The organism is Actinoplanes sp. NBC_00393 (assembly GCF_036053395.1).
In the GTDB taxonomy this organism is placed as follows: domain Bacteria; phylum Actinomycetota; class Actinomycetes; order Mycobacteriales; family Micromonosporaceae; genus Actinoplanes.
The window spans coordinates 6,415,036-6,434,611 of record NZ_CP107942.1 but is presented as its reverse complement, the minus strand read 5'-3'; the positions used below and the strand labels follow the sequence as shown (position 1 = coordinate 6,434,611).

14 protein-coding genes and 1 pseudogene are annotated in these 19,576 nt (G+C 71.2%); 5 read left to right on the top strand and 10 right to left on the bottom strand.

Annotation, left to right across the window (positions count from 1 at the left end; translation table 11 throughout):
* Positions 1 to 5: 5 nt before the first annotated feature.
* Positions 6 to 731, bottom strand: a complete 726-nt coding sequence (locus tag OHA21_RS29920; RefSeq protein WP_328460483.1) for a hypothetical protein — start codon at positions 729 to 731, stop codon at positions 6 to 8.
* A gap of 352 nt (positions 732 to 1,083) precedes the next feature.
* Between OHA21_RS29920 and OHA21_RS29915 the strand changes: the two genes are divergently transcribed.
* The gene (locus tag OHA21_RS29915; RefSeq protein WP_328460481.1) at positions 1,084 to 1,356 is read left to right on the top strand and encodes a hypothetical protein; all 273 of its coding nucleotides are present in this window, start codon (positions 1,084 to 1,086) and stop codon (positions 1,354 to 1,356) included.
* Between the two features lie 591 nt (positions 1,357 to 1,947).
* Here OHA21_RS29915 and OHA21_RS29910 read toward each other — a convergent pair.
* The 6 genes from OHA21_RS29910 to OHA21_RS29885 form a co-directional block, all read right to left on the bottom strand.
* On the bottom strand, positions 1,948 to 2,712 hold the full coding sequence (locus tag OHA21_RS29910) for a class I SAM-dependent methyltransferase (RefSeq protein ID WP_328460480.1): 765 nt from the start codon (positions 2,710 to 2,712) through the stop codon (positions 1,948 to 1,950).
* Positions 2,713 to 2,792: 80 nt separating this feature from the next.
* Complete coding sequence (locus OHA21_RS29905; protein ID WP_328460479.1) at positions 2,793 to 3,953, bottom strand: VWA domain-containing protein; 1,161 nt, start codon at positions 3,951 to 3,953, stop codon at positions 2,793 to 2,795.
* Positions 3,946 to 4,113 (bottom strand): hypothetical protein, encoded by a 168-nt coding sequence (locus OHA21_RS29900; RefSeq protein ID WP_328460477.1) that lies wholly within the window; start codon positions 4,111 to 4,113, stop codon positions 3,946 to 3,948. The genes OHA21_RS29905 and OHA21_RS29900 overlap by 8 nt, the downstream gene beginning before the upstream one ends.
* A complete protein-coding gene (locus tag OHA21_RS29895; RefSeq protein ID WP_328460475.1) occupies positions 4,110 to 6,359 on the bottom strand; it encodes a DUF5682 family protein in 2,250 nt (749 codons plus the stop codon). The genes OHA21_RS29900 and OHA21_RS29895 overlap by 4 nt, the downstream gene beginning before the upstream one ends.
* Positions 6,352 to 7,413, bottom strand: coding sequence for an ATP-binding protein (locus OHA21_RS29890; RefSeq protein WP_328460473.1), 1,062 nt, complete (start codon positions 7,411 to 7,413; stop codon positions 6,352 to 6,354). Before OHA21_RS29890 ends, OHA21_RS29895 begins: the two co-directional genes overlap by 8 nt.
* A complete protein-coding gene (locus tag OHA21_RS29885) occupies positions 7,410 to 10,466 on the bottom strand; it encodes an SWIM zinc finger family protein (protein WP_328460471.1) in 3,057 nt (1,018 codons plus the stop codon). Before OHA21_RS29885 ends, OHA21_RS29890 begins: the two co-directional genes overlap by 4 nt.
* A 50-nt stretch (positions 10,467 to 10,516) precedes the next feature.
* On the opposite strand from OHA21_RS29885, the gene OHA21_RS29880 reads away from it, so the two are divergent.
* Entirely contained in the window at positions 10,517 to 11,161 is a 645-nt protein-coding gene (locus OHA21_RS29880; RefSeq protein ID WP_328460469.1) for an NAD-dependent epimerase/dehydratase family protein, read from the top strand.
* Positions 11,162 to 11,182: 21 nt separating this feature from the next.
* Here the strand turns inward: OHA21_RS29880 and OHA21_RS29875 are convergent.
* A pseudogene (locus OHA21_RS29875) lies at positions 11,183 to 11,986 on the bottom strand (EamA family transporter); the annotation flags it as partial.
* Positions 11,987 to 12,064: 78 nt separating this feature from the next.
* Here OHA21_RS29875 and OHA21_RS29870 point away from each other — a divergent pair.
* The gene (locus tag OHA21_RS29870; protein ID WP_328460467.1) at positions 12,065 to 12,547 is read left to right on the top strand and encodes a MarR family winged helix-turn-helix transcriptional regulator; all 483 of its coding nucleotides are present in this window, start codon (positions 12,065 to 12,067) and stop codon (positions 12,545 to 12,547) included.
* Here OHA21_RS29870 and OHA21_RS29865 read toward each other — a convergent pair.
* A complete protein-coding gene (locus tag OHA21_RS29865) occupies positions 12,534 to 13,547 on the bottom strand; it encodes a glutathione S-transferase family protein (RefSeq protein ID WP_328460465.1) in 1,014 nt (337 codons plus the stop codon). The two genes, OHA21_RS29870 and OHA21_RS29865, sit on opposite strands and share 14 nt — an antisense overlap.
* Before the next feature lie 2,412 nt (positions 13,548 to 15,959).
* Positions 15,960 to 16,589, bottom strand: coding sequence for a hypothetical protein (locus tag OHA21_RS29860; protein ID WP_328460463.1), 630 nt, complete (start codon positions 16,587 to 16,589; stop codon positions 15,960 to 15,962).
* Between the two features lie 94 nt (positions 16,590 to 16,683).
* On the opposite strand from OHA21_RS29860, the gene OHA21_RS29855 reads away from it, so the two are divergent.
* Both OHA21_RS29855 and OHA21_RS29850 read left to right on the top strand, forming a co-directional pair.
* Positions 16,684 to 18,777 (top strand): sensor histidine kinase, encoded by a 2,094-nt coding sequence (locus OHA21_RS29855; protein ID WP_328460461.1) that lies wholly within the window; start codon positions 16,684 to 16,686, stop codon positions 18,775 to 18,777.
* Positions 18,774 to 19,421 carry a response regulator transcription factor gene (locus OHA21_RS29850; RefSeq protein WP_328460459.1) on the top strand — a complete coding sequence of 216 codons (648 nt, stop codon included), beginning with the start codon at positions 18,774 to 18,776 and terminating at the stop codon, positions 19,419 to 19,421. The genes OHA21_RS29855 and OHA21_RS29850 overlap by 4 nt, the downstream gene beginning before the upstream one ends.
* Positions 19,422 to 19,576: the final 155 nt, after the last annotated feature.

The following is a 19,576-nucleotide window of genomic DNA, read 5'->3' as shown; positions in this document are numbered from 1 at the left end:
GCGTTTCAGCTGAGCTTCGCCCATTCCTGGCCGATGATCTTGACACTTTCCGCGGTCGGCGCCGATCCCTGCGGAATCATCGCCATGGTCACCACGCTGCGTGCCTTCGAGGTGCGCCAGCACAGCAGCATCGTCGGCCGCTGTCCGGCCGACGCGCCGGACGCGAGCCGGACTTCGTCGGTGCAGCGCACTCCACTGCCGGCCGGCTGGCCCTCGTCACCGGCGAGCAGCATCTCGCGCTCGCCGGTCAGATCGCGCCGGGCGCTCACGATGCGTATCGTTCCATTGTCCAGCGCCTCGGTCCGCTCGGTCACGCCACCCTGCGCTTGCGCGGCAAAACCGCTGCTCCGCGGGGTCGCACCCGATGTGGGCTGTTGCGCGGCGTCCGGCGCCGGGCTCACTGTGGGTGCCGGGCTGACCTCCACCGGCTGCGCCGCCTTAGGAGATTTCGGCGTACGCGTGACCGAAGCGTCAACGCTTGGCCCCGCAGTCGGCGTGGCTGATGCCGAGGCGGTCAGCGGAGCGAGGGCTGCGGGTTCCGGCAGACTCGGTTGCTCCGAGTTCATCAGTTGAGTGCCTAGGAAACCCAGTCCGGCCAGCACCGCAGCCGCACCGGTCAGGCCGACGATCGCCTGCTTGCGCCGTCGGTCGCGGCGTTGCGGCGTGGTGGCTGCCGCCGAGGCGTACAGGCCGCCTTCGGGCTCGGGATCCTGATGTTCGTCGTTGGCCATGTCACCGTCCTCCGGTTTTGCGGGCAACCTTCATGCTTGCAAAGACAGGTACATACCGGGCCGAAATCGGCGAATGCGTCACATTGGTCACTCCGGAAACCCGGCACTGTCGGAAGGTGGTCAGTCGCCTCGGTTGATATTCACCTGCGCAGGCCGGACACCCGATCGGTGGTCATCGAAGCGCCTCCGGCGGGCGGTCGGTGTCACCCGGAGAAGGAAGGCGCCGCCGCGGCGGTTGACCGGTGCAGAATGCACGCGCAATGTGATGGGCACACGGGTGCGATGGCGGCGGACCCGGAGCCCCTCCGTCGTGCCCGGTCCATGCGGAAGGGGGCCCCGTGCGGCACAGTGCATGCGGACAACCCAGCGGCCGGCGATGACCGCACCCGGCACCCCGGCGGACCCCTCGGACCACTCGGCTCACGAACCCGAACGCCCGTCCTGGAACTGCCACATCTGCGGCCGCCCATGGCCGTGCGACCCGGCCCGCGAACGCCTGACCGCCAAGCTGGGCCGTGTCGACCTCGCCGTCCTGATGTGGAACCACCTCGAGGAAGCCGCCCGCGACATGCCGAAGGCCCCGGCCTCAGAGCTGTTCGACCGCTTCCTCCGCTGGACCGACTAACCTCCCCGCGCCGCATCGCATCGCATCGGCCGCGCCGCACCGCACGCATCGGTCGCGCCGCGCGCCGCACCGGCCGCGTCACAGCACTGGCCGCACCGGTCGCGCCGCATAGCACCGGCAGTGCCGCACCGGCACCGCACCGGGCGTCGCGCGGCACCGCACCGCGCTACGGCCGCTGCGCGGCGCCACAGCTCTTAACGGCCGGCAGTGTGCTTCCGCCCGGGTGCCGTCGCGTGAATCTTGGGCTCGCGACCACACTCCGGGGTAGCAGATGACCCAAGATCTTCGGTGCGGGCGCCACCGCGGTAGATCTTGTGCCATCAGCCACATCCGGGTGTGGCCGATCACCCAAGATCCAATGCGGTTCCGCGGTCGCAACCGGGTGCGCCGGCGGAGAAGCGCTCAAAATCTGAAGCCACGCGGCTGCCGCGATCAAGGCCCGGAGCGGCGCGGCCTGCCGCGCTCAGGGTTTGGAGCGGCGTGGCTCGCTACGGTCAAAGTTTGGAGCGGCGTGGCTTGCTGCGGTCAGGATCTGGATCGGCGTGGCCTGCCGCGACCAGGGCGTGGAACCACGCGACTGCCGCGACCAGGTCAGCGGAGGGCAGCCACCGCTGCGTCGGTGCCACCCCGCCAGATGACGCCCGCCTCGCTATAGCCGGCGGAGCGCAGCGCGTCGACGTGCCAGGCGGCCGGCGGTAGCCATTCCTGGTCGTGGTCCTTGGCCGGGTAGATCCGCGCCCGTTCGACGGCCTTAGCCGCGAGCTGTTCGTCGGCGGCGACGCGGGCCCACCACTCCGGCCAGGAGGTGGATGCGCCGGTCGCGTACCGGGCCTCGCGCTTGACTCGCGCGTGGTCGCGCAGCTTGCCGGAGAGAATCGGCAGGCTTTCCTCCGGCATGTGGTCGGCGTTGGCGAAGATGCCGCCGGGGCGCAGGACCTCGCGGATCTCCGCGTAGAGCGCGCTCACCCGCTCGGCCGGCAGCCAGTGCAGAGCGGTGGCGGTCAGCACCGCGTCGAAGGAGGCCTCGGCCGGCAGCTTTGCCCGCCAGCCCGGGTCGCCCAGGTCCGCGTCGATGACGGTGGCGCGGTCGCGCAATGACGAACCCGCGATGGTCAGCAGCACCGGGTCCTGGTCGAGGACTGTTACCTCGGCCCCGGGGAATCGGGCCAGCGTCCGCAGCGTGATGGTGCCGGTGCCGCCGGCGAGGTCGAGCAGCCGCGGCGGTCGGCCCTCGGTGACGGCCGCGACGGCGTCGAGCATGGCCGCGAACCGGTGCTCCCGGTCCGGCATGAATGCTTCCTGCTGGCGGTCCCAGCTCTCCTGCCAGATCTCCGGGTCGTTCAAGTAAGCAGTCATAGCCCATACGGTAGTTACTTCCCGCATCGCGCGACACCCCCAGTCCGAGATCCGGACCAGCCGCCGCCCGGAGGTGCCGATCAGCGGCCGGTGGTTGCCTCCTGAACGGTGAGCCGTTCGGCGAAGGCCTTCAGGTCGCGCCGCTCGATGGCCGCCGCCATCAGATCAGGGAAGGCGTCCGGCGTGCACGCGAAAGCCGGAACCCCCAGCGCCGCGAGCGCCGCGGCGTTCTCATGGTCGTAGGCAGGCGCGCCCTCATCGGATAGCGCCAACAGCACCACGACCTGGACGCCGGCCGCCGTCATCTCGGCCACCCGGCGCAGCATCTCCTCCCGGACACCACCCTCGTACAGATCGCTGATCAGCACGAAAATGCTGTCCCGCGGCCGCGTGATCAGTTGCTGGCTGTACGCGATAGCCCGGTTGATGTCCGTCCCACCGCCGAGCTGCGTACCGAAAAGCACCTCGACCGGATCGCTGAGCTGCTCGGTCAGATCCACCACCGCGGTGTCGAACACGACGAGCGAGGTGCGCAGCGACCGCATCGACGCGAGGACCGCGGCGAACACCCCGGAGAACACCACCGAGGCTGCCATCGACCCGGACTGGTCGACGCAGAGCACCACGTCCCGCTGCACCGAGGTGGTACGCCGCCCGTACCCGACCAGCCGCTCCGGGATCACCGTGCGGTGCTCGGCCTGGTAGTGCTTGAGGTTGGCGCGGATCGTCCGGTCCCAGTCGATGTCCGCGTGCCGGGGCCGGCTGATCCGGGCGGCCCGGTTCAGCGCACCGGTCACGGCGGCCCGGGTTTTCTGCTCGATCCGGCGTTCCAGCTGCTCGACGACCGTGCGGACCACCTGGCGGGCGGTCTGGCGGGCCTTGTCGGGCATCACCCGGTTCAGTGAGAGCAGCGTGCCGACGAGGTGGACGTCGGGTTCCACCGCGGTGAGCATCTCCGGCTCCAGGAGCAGCCGGGTGAGGTCCAGCCGCTCGATCGCGTCGGACTGCATGACCTGCACGACCGTACTCGGGAAGTACTCCCGGATGTCACCGAGCCAGCGCGCCACTTTCGGCGCCGAACTGCCCAGCCCTGCGGAGCGCTTGTCCGAGGAGGAGCCGTCGTCGTAGAGGGCGGCGAGTGCGGCGTCCATCGCCCCGTCCCGGCCGGCTGCCGAGCCGAGCGACTCCTCGGCCGCGCCGCCGAGCACCAGCCGCCATCGGCGCCCGCGTTCGTCACTCATTGACACGCTGCCGGGCGGGACTGCTGAAGAGGATCTGCGGGCCGGCGGCCGCTCGTGGCTTGTCGTCCAGAGGCTCGTCCTCCGGCGGGCTGCTGAACCACACGTCGGGCACCGGCGGGCGGCGCTCTTCGACGGCACGTTGGGTCTGCTTCTCGTTCATGTCTCCTCCGAGGAAGTCGTCGAAAGCGGGGGAATCGTGGAAAGCGAGGGGATCGTTGGGAGCGGCGGAATTGCCGAAAGCTCGCGGCCGAGCAGGGCGCCCAAAACAGGTAGCACCGTTGCTGCCCGCTCCGGATCAACCGTTGCGACCGCCTGTCCACCGCCTGGGCGAGCGCCGGCCACCCGTTCGCCGATGGCGCGCCGTTCCCCGGCGTCGAACCCGCCGAACGTGCGCCGCAACAGGGGCAGCACGTCGTCGAACGCGTCCGCCGGAATGTCCGCCAGCCAGTCGTCGACCAGCGCGAGCAGGGCGTCGTCGTGCACGAGCAGCAGCGCGCCTCCGGAGAGAAAGCCTTCCACCCAGGCGGCGCCGTGGGCGGGCGGGGTGCCCACAGTAAGCGGCAGCCGCAACCGGCGGCGCACCTCGGCGGCGTCCAGCCGGCCCGCGTCCAGCAGCAGCCGGGTCAGCCGGCCGGCCGGCAAGCCGTGCAGGTCGGGCCGGGTGGCCAGCGACTCGATCGTGGTCAGCCACAGCTCCCGCAGCCTCTCGTCGGCGAGCAGGCCGACCGCCTGGTGCACGCCGTCCATCCCGTCGCGCAACTGTTTCGCCGCGGCGTCGGAGAGGGAGCCGGCCGCCGACGGCAGCCCGGCACAGATCCGGCCGAGCAGGCCTGCGGTCACGGTGGCCAGACCAGCCACATCGGTACGCCGGACATCGCCGTACCGAAGAGTACGAGCCAGAGCCGGAACGGCCGCCATCAGGTGGTGCACATCCGCGTCGAGCGCCGCCCGGGTGTCCAGAGCCGCGAGCACCGCCGGATAAGCCTCCGCCAGATCCGCCAGCAGACAGGTCTCCACCAGCGCGGTCACCTCGGCGAGGGTGCTCGCGGCCCGGGCCCGCTGGACCACCCGGGCAGTAGCCGCCGCGACCACCGTCGTACCCCACATGCTGCCCTCGACGAGCCGCACAGCGAACTCCGGCTGCCAGAGGATCCGCCACTCCTCCCGGAACGTCCCGGTGCTCCGCCGGGCCGTGCGCTCACCCCACGGCACGTCCAGGGTGCGCAGCCGGTGCAGCAGCCGGCTGCGGCGCAGATCGGTGTCCCGGCGCAGATCCAGATCCACGGTGCGTTCGGTGGCCTCCGGCTTGAGACGCACCGAGCGTTGCTGGGCGGCCAGATCCCGGGCCAGCGGGACGGCCGGCATCTCGTCGGGCACCGCACCCAGCCGTTCCCCGACGACCAGGCGCCGGGAGATCAGCTCGGTGCGCAGCGGCTCGCCGTCGCACATCACCGCCTCGGCGGCCTCGGTGACCTCGGCCAGCCCGGCGAGCGGCCGGCCCCGCATCGTGGCGAGGGTTTCGGCGAGCCGGGTCGCCTCGATGACGTGTGCCGACGACGTCGGTACGCCCTCCGCCCGCAGAACCCCCGCCGCATCCACCAGCCACCGCGGCACCACCTCGTCAGCGGACGTGAACAGGTGGTGATACCAGCCCGGCGACCGTACCCCCGCGCCGTAACCCGACCAGGACGCCAACCGCCCGTACGTCCACGGCACCCAGGTGATCGCCGCCTTCCCTTTGCGGCGGCCCTTGAGCAGCGCGGTGTCCTCCTTGACCGCCACTTTGCGGGCGAGCGCCGGCACGTGCCAGGCCCCGCACACCACCGCGATGTTGTCGTGCCGGCGCCGCTCCTCCCGCAGCACCGTCCGCATGTACGCCTCCCGGACCAGATCCTCCGGATCCTCCGGCGCGGTCTCCCGGATGGCGGTCATCGCCTCCGCGATCGCCTCGAAGACCGGCACACCCCGGTGCTCGACGACGTCCTCCCACCAGCGCTCCGGATCGTCGTACCCGGCTGCGGCAGCCAGCTCGCCGATGGGATCGACCGGCCGCCGGGGCGGCTCGTCAGGCGGCGCGACCTCCGGGTCGGGAGCAATGCGATACGCGTACGGAAGGTCGAAGAACCGCACCGGCACCTCGTGCCGGACCGCCCAGCTGATCGCCTGCCATTCCGGCGAGAAGACGGCGAACGGCCAGAACGCGGCCCGGCCCGGATCGTCCACCGCATACCCGAGCAGCGCCACCGGCGGCTGCAGACCCTCGTCCACCACCCAGCGCACCAGGTCGTCGGCTTCCGGCGGGCCCTCGATCAGCAGCACGTCCGGCGGATCCGCCTCCAGCGCGCGAACCACTGCCCGGGCCGAGCCGGGACCGTGGTGCCGGATGCCGTAGAGCCGTTCAGGCATCGCGCGCGGCCCGGTAGAAGTCGAGCCAGCCGTCCCGCTCGCGAACGACGGTCTCCAGGTATTCCCGCCAGACGACCCCGTCGGAGACCGGGTCCTTGACCACGGCACCGAGGATCCCGGCAGCCACGTCGCCCGGGTGCAGCGTGCCGTCGCCGAAGTGCGCGGCGAGCGCCATCCCGTTGGTGATCACCGAGATGGCCTCGGCGGTGGAGAGCGTGCCGGTGGGGGACTTCAGCTTGGTACGCCCGTCCTCGGTCATCCCGCTCCGCAGCTCGCGGAACACGGTGACGACCCGGCGGATCTCGTCGAGCGCGGCCGGCACCTCCGGCAGATCCAGCGACCGGCCGAGCTGGGCGACCCGACGGGCCACGATCTCCACCTCGTCGTCGGCGCTGGCCGGCACCGGAAGCACCACCGTGTTGAACCGGCGGCGCAGCGCGCTGGACAGCTCGTTGACCCCGCGGTCCCGGTCGTTGGCGGTGGCGATCAGGTTGAAGCCGCGCTGGGCCTGCACCTCGGTGTTCAGCTCCGAGCACGGCAGCGTCTTCTCGGAGAGAATGGTGATCAGGGCGTCCTGCACGTCGGACGGCACCCGGGTGAGCTCCTCGAGCCGGGCGATCGAGCCGGTCTGCATGGCCCGCATCACCGGGCTCGGCACGAGGGCGGCGTCGGTCGGTCCCTCGGCGAGCAGGCGGGCGTAGTTCCACCCGTACCGGATCGCCTCCTCTGCGGTGCCCGCCGTGCCCTGCACCAGCAGTGTCGAGTCACCGGAGATCGCCGCCGCGAGGTGCTCGGAGACCCAGGTCTTCGCGGTGCCGGGCACGCCGAGCAGCAGCAGCGCCCGGTCGGTGGCCAGGGTGGCGACCGCGACCTCCATGAGCCGGCGGGGCCCCACGTACTTCGGGGAGATCTTCGCGCCGTCGCCCAGCAGATAGGTGACCACGGCCTGTGGCGACAGGCGCCAGCCCGGCGGTCGCGGCCGGTCGTCGGCGTCGGCTAGCAGGGCCAGTTCCTCGGCGTACTGATCCTCGGCGTGCGGTCGCAGTGCGGTCACAGAAGCTCCTGAAGCATTTCGTGGCGGAAGGTGAGGGTGCGGGCCAGGTCGGCCACCGGCCGCACCCGGGTCGGGTCGACGAGCTGGTCCAGCTGGGCGGCGAGCCGCCCGGCCAGATCCGCATACGCCGGGGGCATGGCCAGCGCGGCGGTCCGGCACAGCTCGCCGAGCTGCCAGGTGTGCCGATCGGTACGCGCCCGCGCCGCGACCGTCTCCAGCACAGCGGCCGCGAGATGGTCCGGCCACGGGCCGGGGTGCAGAGCGAGGAGCCGGTGTGCGGAACCGTCCTCCGCCCGCAATGCTTCGGCGGCGAGCCGGGCCAGCCGATCCGGTGGCAGCACCAGGTGCAGATCCCAGCGCACCGCTTCCCGCAGTGTGCCGGAGTCGCTGTCGAGCAGCGCAACCGCCCAGGCGATGTTGCGCTGCGTGACGGCCGCCTTGGCCCAGCCGTGCAGCAGCGGGGTGGCCCAGTCGTGGTTGCGGGCGAGCGCCAGATAGCCGGCCGGGTCCAGGTCGGTCCAGGTCTCCAGCGGCGTGCCCGCCACGACTTCCTCCAGAAGCCAGGCGCCGGCCCCGATCCCACGCATGGGCGCGGCACCGACCCCGTCGCGCCGCAACGCCGGATCCAGCTCCTCCGGCGGCTCGACAAGAAGCCGAACCGGCCCGGCCTGCGAGCCCGGCCCGGCAACTGCGGGAGGCCGGGCCTGCGCGCCCGGCCCGGCAGGGGAGGAGGGCGGCTTGGCCTGCGAGTCAGGCCCAGCGAGAGAGAACGGCCCGCCGGTCAGGCGGACTGCAGCATGCGCCCGCGAGGCCATCCGCTTGCCGAGCTCCGCACCCGGCAGGTGACGAAGCAGATCGAGGGCCTCCTCCCGCACCTCCTTCCGGCGATCATCGAGAGCAGCCTCCAACAGCGGCTCATCCCGAAGCGACAGCCCGGTGACGAAAGTGCCGAGATAGCGGACCCGATTCTCCGAGGACTCCGTTTTCCACAAGCCCTCCACAAGCTCCCGGGCCTGATCCGGATCAGTACGCCGAAGCGAGGCCACATGACTGAGCCGCTCACCGGTCGTGGCGGTCTGCCAGTCGGCCACGGTCACCGGGAGGGTCTCGTCGAGCAGCCAGCGCCAGTCACCGCGCTGCCCGGCCAGCCAAGCGCCGCGCCGCCCGGCCACCTGGGCCAGCTCAGTGCGAATCGCCGTGTTGCGCCGGCCGGCATCGAGAAGGGCCGGCAGCATGGCCGGCGGCACCAGCCCACCGCGGGCAGCGGCCGCACCCAGCCATTGCGCGAGCAGCTCCTGCTCGAGATGGCTGCCCCCGGGTGCGCCCCCACCGAGGATCCGGGCCAGCCGAGCGGCCGCGACCGGCGGCAGAAGGCCGTCGGTCTCAGCGGGCGCCGCGGGAACAGGCTCCCGCCCACGCTCCGGGACCACACCGGCCCGACGGCAGGTCAAGGCAACGGCCGCGGCCTCGAGCAGCGCACCCGCGGCATTGTGCGTGGGCGGGAAGGCCGAGCCGGTCGGCGAAGGTGACGGCGCGAGATCAGCCTCCGCAGGCGAGCCGGAGCCGGGCAGCGCAGGAGCAGGCGGGCCGGAGCCGGGAAGCGCAGGAGCAGGCGAGCCGGAGCCGGGAAGCGCAGGAGAGGCCGCGCCGAGCTCGACCGTAAGCGAGCCGACCCGAACCGACCGGCCGGACCAGGGCCGCCGCCCAGTCCCGACCAGGGCAGCAGCCAGCAGTTCCGCAGGCAACTCCGGATCACGCCGCCCCGGCGCCGCAGGAACCGCTGCACCGGCCGGCACGAACGACCCGTCCACCCACGCTGCCAACGGCCGCAACCCGGCCGGCGACCACTCCGCCGCCACCGTCGCGGGCGCGGCTCCCGCAGCGGCAAGCAGCCACCACGGCTCCCGGTGACCCGGCGCGATCGGCAAGGCAGCGCCAAAACCGTCTACCAGGTAACCGCCCACCCCGGGAACCGCGTCGGCGAGAAGCACGGGTCCGTCGTACCGCCATGGCTCTGCGGCCAGGATCGATGCCCAGCCGGAGAGGGCCGCCGAGATCGGCCCGGCGCCATCAGGCGAGCCGAACGGCTCGGCCGCGGAGACGCGCTCGGCGACGAGCGCGCGCAGCGGCGCGGAGCCGGGATAGAAGCAGAGGTCGCCGCGGAACTCGGTGCCCGGCACCAGATCGGCGGCGAGTGACTGGCCGGGCGCGGCGAACGACAGCACCAGCGCGAACCGGCCGGTCGCGGAACCGCGCAGCCAGGTGCGCCGGGTGGTCAGCGCGCCGTCGTCGGAGTCGATCCGGCCGAGGACCTGCCAGCGGTCGGACACCCGTGGGCCGGCCAGCACGTCTTCGGTGGAGGTGGGAAAGCCGATCCGGGAGCGCACCGTCGCGGCCAGGGCTGGGTCGAGCGCGTCCAGCCGGGAGTGGGCGGTGACCAGCAGCCGGAGCATCGCCAGCTCGCCGAGGACCCGGTCGGCCCACTGCGGGCCGATGCCGGCGACGCCACCGAGCCGGCGGAGCGCGCCGGCCGCACCGGGCGCCTGCGCGTCGACCAGCCGGGCCGCCATCGGCTCGAACGCCTGCCGGCCGGCCCGGGCGAACCCGGCCAGCCCCTGCTCGACCTGGTCGTCGAGCCAGCGGCGCAACTCGCTCATCCCGCCGGCCACCCGCTCGGCCCGCTCCTGCGCCCGTTTCGCCGCGGCGACCGGATCCGGTGTGGAGGCCGCGCGTGGCTTGGCCCGGGCCGCCCGCGCGGCCTGCCAGCCGGAGGCGAACTCGGGCGCCGGACCAGCGTCCACCCCGGCCGCAGCCCAGCGCAGCAGCAGCCCGAGCACGTGTTTACAAGGGATCTTGCGACTTGGGCAGGAACATTTGAACGCCGGCCCGGACAGATCAGCCGCGACCTGATAGCTGCGGCAGACTCCCCAGAGGATGTCGCCGAGCTGCCCGGACGCGGAGAACTGACCGGTGACGCCCCGCGCATTCCGCAGCGAACCCGCGTCGGGTGCGAGAGCCTCGACCTGGGCGATGGACCATCGTTCAACTTCCACGGTGAGACCCTAGGCCGGGGGTACGACGTTTTCGGGCCGGAGGAGCGGGCATGCGCGTGATCGTCTTCGGGGCGACCGGGATGGTGGGTCAGGGTGTCCTGCGGGAGAGCCTGCTCGCCCCCGACGTGACCGAGGTGCTGGTGGTGACCCGTTCACCGACGGGGATCAAACACCCGAAACTGCACGAGGTCACGCTCGCCGACTTCACCGATCTGTCCCCGATCGAGGGACAGCTACCGGGGTACGACGCCTGCTTCTACTGCCTCGGCGTCTCCTCGGTCGGTCTGGACGAGGCCGCCTACACGCGGGTCTCCTACGACTTCCCGATGGCAGCCGCCCGCACGCTGGCGCGGCTGAACCCGGACCTGACCTTCATCTACGTCTCCGGCGCCGGCACCGACGCGAACGGCCGGCTCATGTGGGCACGCGTCAAGGGCCGCACCGAGAACGAGATCATGGAGCTCTTCCCGAACGGCTACGCCTTTCGTCCCGGTTTCATCCAGCCGACCCAGGGCGTCCGTTCCAAGACCGGCTGGTACAACACCGCTTACTCGTTCACCGCACCGCTGGTCCCGGTCCTGCGGCGGGTCGTCCCGAAGCACATCGTCACCACCGACGAGCTCGGCCGGGCCATGCTGCGCGCCGCCCGAACCGGCTTCGCGAACCGGGTGGTCACCAGCGCGGACATGCACTGACTGACCCCACAGCACGGCACCGAAGGCCAGCAGCATCCCGGCCAGCTGCACCGGCGTCAGCGACTGGTCCAGCGCGGCCCACCCGACCAGGGTCGCGGTCACCGGTGAGAGCTGGGCGAGCAGCGAGACCTTCGCCGCGGGCAGACGTTCCAGACCACGGAACCAGATCGTGTACGCCAGCGCGGTCCCGATCAGCGACAGGTAGGCGTACCCGGTCAGATTTGTCATGGAGAGCGACCCCGGCACTCCCTCGACCATCAATGTGACCGGGATCAGAAGGAGCCCGCCGGCGGTGAGTTGCCACCCGGTGGCGGTGAGCAGCGAGACCGAGGGGCGGCCCCAGCGCTTGGTGAGGACCAGGCCGAGCGCCATCGAGGCGGCGCCGGCCAGGCCGGCAAGCACGCCGATCGCATCCAGGCGGGCGCTTGCGGTGAGCACGGCGAGTCCGACACCGATGGCGCCGAGAAGACCCGCGATCACGGTACGCACAGCCACGCGCTCGGTCAGCAGAAGCACACTCAGCCCGGCGACGAGCAGGGGCTGAACCGCGCCGAGGACCGCTGCCATGCCGCCGGGCAACCGATAGGCCGTGACGAACAGCAACGCGAAGAAGATGCCGATGTTGAGGGCCCCGAGCACCGCGGACTTCCACCACCAGGCGCCGCGGGGCAGCTCACGAGTGATCGCGAGCAGAAGCAACCCGGCCGGCAGAGCGCGCAGGAGACCCGCGAGCAGGGGCCGGCCCGGCGGGAGGAATTCGGTCGTCACCGCGTACGTCGTCCCCCACACGGCGGGGGTGAGCGCCGTGACCAGCAGGACCCGCATGGCGAACTCCCTCGATAGAAAGTATCTCGATGTAAAGATACCTCTTGTCGAGAAGTTTGTCATCGAGATAATGGGGTGATGAGCGACGGCGTGGATCGGATCCTCGAGCAGTGGGCACGCGAGCGCCCCGACCTGGACACCGAGGCGATGGGCGTGTTCGGCCGGATCTACCGGCTGTCACGGTTGGCCGGCGACGCGGTCGAGAAGGCGTATGCGGCGTACGGCATCGGCCGCCCCGAGTTCGACGTGCTCGCCACGCTGCGCCGCTCCGGCGAGCCGTTCCAGCTCTCCCCGGGCGCGCTCGCCGCCTCGATGATGCTGAGCACCGGCGGCACCACCGCTCGCCTGGACCGCCTGGAGAAGGCCGGCCTGGTGGCCCGCTCGCCCGCGCCCGACGACCGGCGCGGCGTCCTGGTCCGCCTCACCCCGAAGGGCCGGCACCTTGCCGACGAGGCGGTCGCCGCCGGCCTCGCCGAACAGCAACGCCTGCTCGATCACCTGCCGGCGGCGAGGCGGACCCAGCTCAACGACCTGCTCCGGGAGCTGCTCAACGATCGCTGACAGCGCGGTGCTGCGGCGGGACAGTCTCGGCCGCCGACGGCGGCGAGGGCGGCGTCCCGTCGCCGAACGGGCGACCGCCCAGCTCCGCCCGCCCGTGCGGCGTCAGCCAGCCGCTGAGGTCCGGCCCGGCCGGCACGATCCCGGTGGGATTGATGTCCCGGTGAACCTCGTAATAATGCTGCTTGATGTGCACGAAATCGATCGTGTCACCGAAGCCGGGCGTCTGGAAAAGGTCACGCGCGTAGGCCCACAACACCGGCATCTCGCTGAGCTTCGACCGATTGCATTTGAAGTGATTGTGGTAGACGGCATCGAACCGGACCAGCGTCGTGAACAGCCGGACATCCGCCTCGGTGATTGTGTCCCCGACCAGATAGCGCTGCCCTTCCAGGCGTGCTGACAGCCAGTCCAGCCGCTCGAACAACCGCGAATAGGCCGATTCATAGGCTTCCTGAGACCCCGCGAACCCGGCCCGGTAAACACCGTTGTTGACGTCTTTATAAACCACCTGATTGACCGCGTCGATCTCTTCACGCAGCTCTGTCGGATAAAGCCGCGGCGCTCCGTCCCGGTGATATTTCGCCCACTCCAGCGACAGATCAATGGTGATCTGCGCGAAGTCATTGGTGACAACCTGCCCGCTCGGCACGTCCACGATCGCCGGAACGGTGATTCCCTTGTCATAGTCCGGGAACCGCGCGAGAAACGCCTCCTGCAGCCGCTCGATCCCCAGAACCGGATCCCGCCCACCCGGATCCAGATCAAACGTCCAGCTCCGCTCATCATGCGTCGGCCCGGCCACCCCCATCGACAGCACATCCTCCAGCCCGAGCAGCCGCCGCACGATGATCGCCCGATTCGCCCACGGACAGGCCCGGCTCACCACCAGCCGATACCGCCCCGCTTCCACGGGATAACCATCGCGCCCGTCAGCAGTGATCCGGGTCCCGATATAACGCTGATCACGGGCGAACTCACCCGACGGATTCACGTAAGCCATCCCTCCCTCTTACCCCCGAAAATCAAGATCCATATGCGTACGCCTACGCAAAGTCCCCGCCCACCCACGCGACCACCAGCCCACTCCAGGCCGCCCGGCCCCCGCCGGGCTCACCCTCGGGTCGGCCACCACCCACTCCACCCCATCCACGGACCTTCCGTTAGCACCCGCTTCCCGGCCCTTTCTCCGGCTCCTCCACCACCGCGGTCCCTTCTTTTGGCTCCGTCCCCTCCACCGTCCGTTTCTTTCGGCTCCGCCGCCACCCACCGTCCCTCTGCCGGCTTCGCCGCCACCCACCGTCCCTCTGCCGGCTTCGCCGCCACCCACCGTCCCTCTGCCGGCTTCGCCGCCACCCACCGTCCCTCTGCCGGCTTCGCCGCCACCCACCGTCCCTCTGCCGGCTTCGCCGCCACCCACCGTCCCTCTGCCGGCTCCGCCACCACCCGCCGTCCCTTCTATCGGCTCCGCCGTTACCGCAGTGCATTTTCCGATTCGTCGCCACCGCAGTCCCATTCCTTCCGACTTCGCCGCCGCCGTGCCATTCCCTTGCTCTGCCGATTTCGTGATCCTGTTGTCTCCGCCCGTTAACATCCTTGTTTCTGTGCCCCCGTTTCCTGCCTCCTGTTCCGGCTTTGGTTTCACCGCTTCGCTGACCCGGTAGCGTCTCGCCTATGCCGCTGTCCGGCCGGTCCGCCACTTTCGCCGGTTTCAACCTCGCCTTAACAATGTGGCACGATCGTTCACAGCGGCCCGCCCGCCACTCGGCCGACGCAACTTGCCTAGCAAATATTGCAAATAAGTCCGCGGTTTGAAATCTGTATTGGCATGATCGAATACTGACCGGAGGGGTCGTTCGTGGCGGATAATTGGAGCATGCGGCAGATGCAATTCTTCTCCTCGGCCGAATTGGCCACAATGCGTGACCGGACCGCATCGCGTCGCTATTCCCCTGAGCGCGAGGCGTTCCGCCGCGAGCATGAGCGCCACCGTGTTTGGGGCCTCGCCCGCCGCCACGCCGACCGTCTCCGCCACGCCCGCAGCCGCCCCAGCGAGCCCGCGGCCGAGCCCGCCGACAATCCACGAGAAGAAGCTCAACCGGCAAGAGCCGCTGAACCGTGTTCGCCCCATCCGGGCGCTGCCGAACCGTGCTCGCCCAGCCCGAGCGCTGCCGAAGCCTGGCCGCCCAGCCCGAGCGCTGCCGAACCCTGTTCGCTCAGTCGGAGCGCTGGGGAACCGTGTCCGCCCAGCTTAAGCGCGGCCGAACCGTGTTCGCCCAGCCGGAGCACTGGTGAACCGTGTTTGCTCAGCCCAAGCACTGGCGGACCGCCCTTGCCGGAATGGAACTACTCCGAAAATCCTTTCCCTGGCTGCTTCGCAACGGCCGAACCGCCGACCCCACCCTCCCGCCCCTCGCTCGCGCGCACGACTTCTGCGCCTGCGTCGTCGGGGCGGATTACCGCTGAGGCTCGTTCGCGTCGGGCGGCTCCTTCGAAGCCCGCTCCCGAGGCGGCCTCCTCGACGCAGTTGTCGCCGTCGGCGGTTGCGGGTGTAGGCAAGCGGGCCAGAGTGATCGATGGCGAACCGCTCAAACATTGCGAAACCTTGGCAAATGAGGACGAATGTGGCACTTCGAGAGGTCACCTAGTAGTTCAGGATTGGCTGGCTCGGCCTCGTCGCGGAATTCCTGGCTGCATGCTGCCTGCTCCGAAGATTTCGCAGGAACTGCATTCCTGGATCCGCGACATCGGTTCGGAGGAGGGCGGGCGAGGACCTCCGAATTCGTCGGGCGCCAAGCGGCGCCACGGCCGAACCGCCGGGCTGGACGGTGTGGTGGCCTGGATGCAAGCACTGCGCGCGTGGCGAACTGGTTGCGGCACTGCGCGCGGTGGGCCGGGTGCAGCGCTGCGCGTGTGGTTGCCGGGTGCAGCGCTGCGCGTGTGGTGGGCGGAGTGCAGCACTGCGCGCGGGTAGGCGGAGTGCAGCACTGCGCGCGAGTGGGCTGGGCACAGCACTGCGCGGCGTAGATGGCCGGATACAGCACTGCGCGCCAGCCGGGGTGGCCGGCTGGCGCGCGGTGTTGGTTGGACCGTGGCGGGCTGCATAAGCCCGGCGGTCGCGTTGTGGGCCGAGACGGCGCTGGTGGCGGCGTTGTAGCCGGGGACGGTGGAAATTGGGCGGGACGGCGCTGACCCGTACCTTGCGGTGGGAAGGTCGCCCTCTGCGGAGGGCGACCGATTAGCAGGTCCGGTCGGGGCCGGCGATGAACGCACGAACCTCGGCTGGTTGTGGCGGCCGGACGGCGCGCCGGTGAACAGGGTTGATCGGTGGCGGTGGCGGTGGCGGTGGCGGTGGCCGGGTGGCCAGTCGCCGGCGAGCAAGGTTGTTGCGGTGGGCGGGTGGCGGACCTGGTGGTCAGTCGCGGGCGCCGGTGAGGTGGGGGCGGAGGGCGAGCAGCACGCCCAGGGCGGCGTAGCCGATCAGGAGGTGGGTGGCGCCTACGAAGCGGCCCACCGTGGCGCCGAAGATGCCCATCGCGGGGAGGGTGATGAAGACCCAGCTTTCGGCGATGAGGGGGTACCAGCGGGCCAGGCCCTGCCAGCGGGCGGCGAAGGCGATCTTCACGCCGATGATGAACATGCCGAGCATGGAGAGGGGCCAGAAGACGTCCAGGATGGCCAGCCACAGGTCGTCGCGGAAGGCGGGGAAGGCGCCGTGCAGGGCGCTCCACAGGGTGGCCAGGCTGAGGAGGACCAGTTCTACCCGGAGCATGCCGCGGGCGAGGCGGGTGGTGCCGGTGGCACCGGTGCGCAGCTGGACCATGACCAGGGCCATCAGGGAGAACTGTACGGGCAGCGCGCCCAGATCGATGATCGTGATCTCGGTCGGGTCGGTGGTCTGCGGGTTGAACATGAAGTAGGTGGCCGACCAGAGGGCGGCACCGGCCGCTACGGCCCAGCCGGTGCGGCGAACGGCCTTCGTGCTGATCGCGGGCCGGGTCCGGTCGTCGTTGCGGGCCGGGGCCGGCGTGGTGCTGATGCTCATTTTCGTTCCTCCCGAGGTGTTTCGACGGGGAGAACTTTGGTCGGGACGCGTCCCGGGCGGGCAGGGCCGCGCGCCACCGAACGTGTCCCCGCTGATGTCCCGGGTGACCCGGGACATCCGCCCAGCGACCGCGGGACAGCAGGGCTGCGAATATGGGCGCGTGAAGAAGGCGATGATCGTGGTGCTCGCGGTGTCGGTCGGGTCCCTGATCGGCGCCTCGCTGCTCGACCTGCAGGTGCCTTCGGCGCATCGCGAGACGATCGAGTCCGACCCGGCGTGGATGGCGGGAATCCCCGGGCTGGGCCTGGCCATCCCCGGGGCGTTGCTGATGCTGCGGATGCCGCGACACCCGATCGCGTGGCTGCTCAGCCTCGCCGGCGTGCACTGGTGCCTGGACGCCGCCGCGGCGAGCTGGCTGGGTTACGCCACCTGGTTCGATCTGCCGGGCGCCTCGGCGGCCTTCTACATCTATCAGCGGCTCGGCGCCGCGCTGATGGTCTGGGTTCCGCTGCTGCTGCTGATCTATCCGAGTGGCCGGTTGCCGGACGGCCGGTGGCGGATCTTCGCTTACGCGAGCCTCGCGCTGACCAGCCTGATGCCGGTGGTTCACCTGTTCATCCCGGCGGCCAGTGCGCAGGAGCGGGCCGGCACGCCGATGCCCGAGCCGTTCGCCGGGCTGAACCTCGACCCGACCTCGTTCCCGCTGCCGGAGGGCTGGTGGGTCGCGATCATGCAGCTGTCGTTCGTGGCCCTGCCGCTCGGGATGCTCGCGCCGGTCGCCGTGGTCGTCCACCGATACCGGCGGGTGGTCGGCGAGGACCGGCTGCGGATGCGCTGGCTACTCTGGGCGGCGATCGTCAACCTGCTGGTGGTGGCCGGGGTGCTTGCCCTGCCGGAGCTCTCCGCGGTCGCGCTCGGCCCCACCGTCGGCTTCACCGGCGCGGTGGTGGCCATCGCGATCGCCCGGCCCACCCTGCTCGACGTCGACCGGCTGCTCGGCGGCACCGTCCTGTACTCCGCGATGGCCGTGACCGTGCTGGTCGTGGACGCGTGCGTGCTCGGCGTGACCGGTCTGCTGCTCGGCCAGAGCCTGCCCGAACGCGACGCCGCCGTGGTCGCGCTGCTGCTGGTCACGGCCGGGTACGGGCCGCTGCGACACCGGCTGTGGCTGCTCGTCCGGCGGTTGGTGCTGGGCCGGCGCGACGATCCGTACCGGGTGGTCGCCGGGCTCGCCGAACAGCTGGAGCGGTCCACCTCCCCGGAGGACGAGCTGCTCGCGGTCGCGCGGACGGTCGCCGAGGCGTTCCGTTCGCCGTACGTGTCGGTCGAGGTGGACCAGCCCGGCGGCGCCAAGGTGATCGCCACCGTGGGCACGTTGCACGGGGCCGCCACCACGCTGCCGATCACCTATCGTGGCGAGCCGGTGGGCCGGGTCGTGCTGCCCGCCAACGGTCCCCGGGTCGCGCTCTCCAAGCGCGACGAGCGGCTGCTCGGCGACGTGGTGCGGCAGGCCGCGATCGCCGCACGCTCCGCGCACCTGGTGCGGGAGCTGCAGCGCGGCCGGGAACTGATCGTGGCGGCCCGCGAGGAGGAGCGCCGCCGCCTGCGCCGCGATCTGCATGACGGGCTCGGACCGACGCTCGGTGGGGTCGCGCTGCGCATCGACACCGCCCGCAACCTGGCCGCCAAGAACCCGCAGGAGGCGGACCGGCTGCTGAAGCAGGCGCGCGAGGACGCCGGTGCGGCGGTTGCGGATGTACGCCGGCTCGTGCACGACCTGCGACCACCGGCTCTGGACGACGTGGGCCTGCTCGGCGCGGTCCGGCAGCAGGCGTCCCGGCTCCGGGCGCCCGGTCTGACCGTGACGGTCGACGGCGGTGACGGGCTGGAGCAGTTGCCGGCGGCGGTGGAGGTGGCGGCGTACCGGATCGCCTCGGAAGCCCTGGCGAACGTGGCCCGGCATGCCGCCGCGACCACCTGCCAGGTCCGCCTGGACGTCACCGGCGGTGAGCTCGTCGTCGAGGTCACCGACGACGGCGTCGGCATCCCGTCCGGGACACCGACCGGGGTCGGCCTGGTCTCGCTCCGGGAACGGGCCGCTGAGCTGGGCGGGGAGTGCCGGATAGAGTGCCCCGGCGACCGGGGAACCGTGGTCCGGGCGCGGCTACCCATGGGAGTGCTGAAGTGACCGACCCGATTCGCGTTCTCGTCGCCGACGACCATCCGATCTTCCGGGACGGGCTGGCCATGCTGCTCGCCACGGTCGACGGCATCGAGGTTGTCGGCACCGCCGCGGACGGTGTCGAGGCGGTCGCCGCGGCCGGCCGTCTGCGGCCCGACGTCGTGGTGATGGACGTGCAGATGCCCCGGCTCAACGGCGTCGAGGCCACCCGCCGGCTGGCTGCCGACGCGCCCGGCGTCGGGGTGCTGGTGCTGACCATGTCCGAGGACGACGGCACGGTCTTCGCCGCGGTCCGGGCCGGCGCCCGCGGCTACCTGGTGAAGGGCGCCGAGCAGGAGGAGATCGTCCGGGCGATCACCACGGTGGCGGCTGGTGGGGCGGTCTTCGGCGCCACCCTGGCTCAGCGCATCGCGGAGTTCTTCGCCGCTGGGCCGCCCGCGCCGACCGAGGCGTTCCCGCAGCTCACGGCCCGGGAACGGGAGATCCTCGAGCTGCTCGCGGCGGGCCGCTCGAACGCGCAGATCGCCGCCGCTCTCTACCTGTCGCCGAAGACGGTCCGCAACAACGTCTCGAACGTCTTCACGAAACTGCAGGTGGCGGACCGGGCCGAGGCGATCGTTCGGGCCCGGGAGGCGGGACTGGGCCGCTGAGCCGGTTTGGGTGGGCGAGGCATCCCCCCGTGTGCGACGCCTCGCCCGGCTCATGGTGCGACGGGGTTGCCGGTCGGGCGGGACAGGGTGTCCGGCAGCGCCTTGAAACGTCTTTATAGCACGCGATGGAAAGCGCTTTCCGATATTTGGGAGCG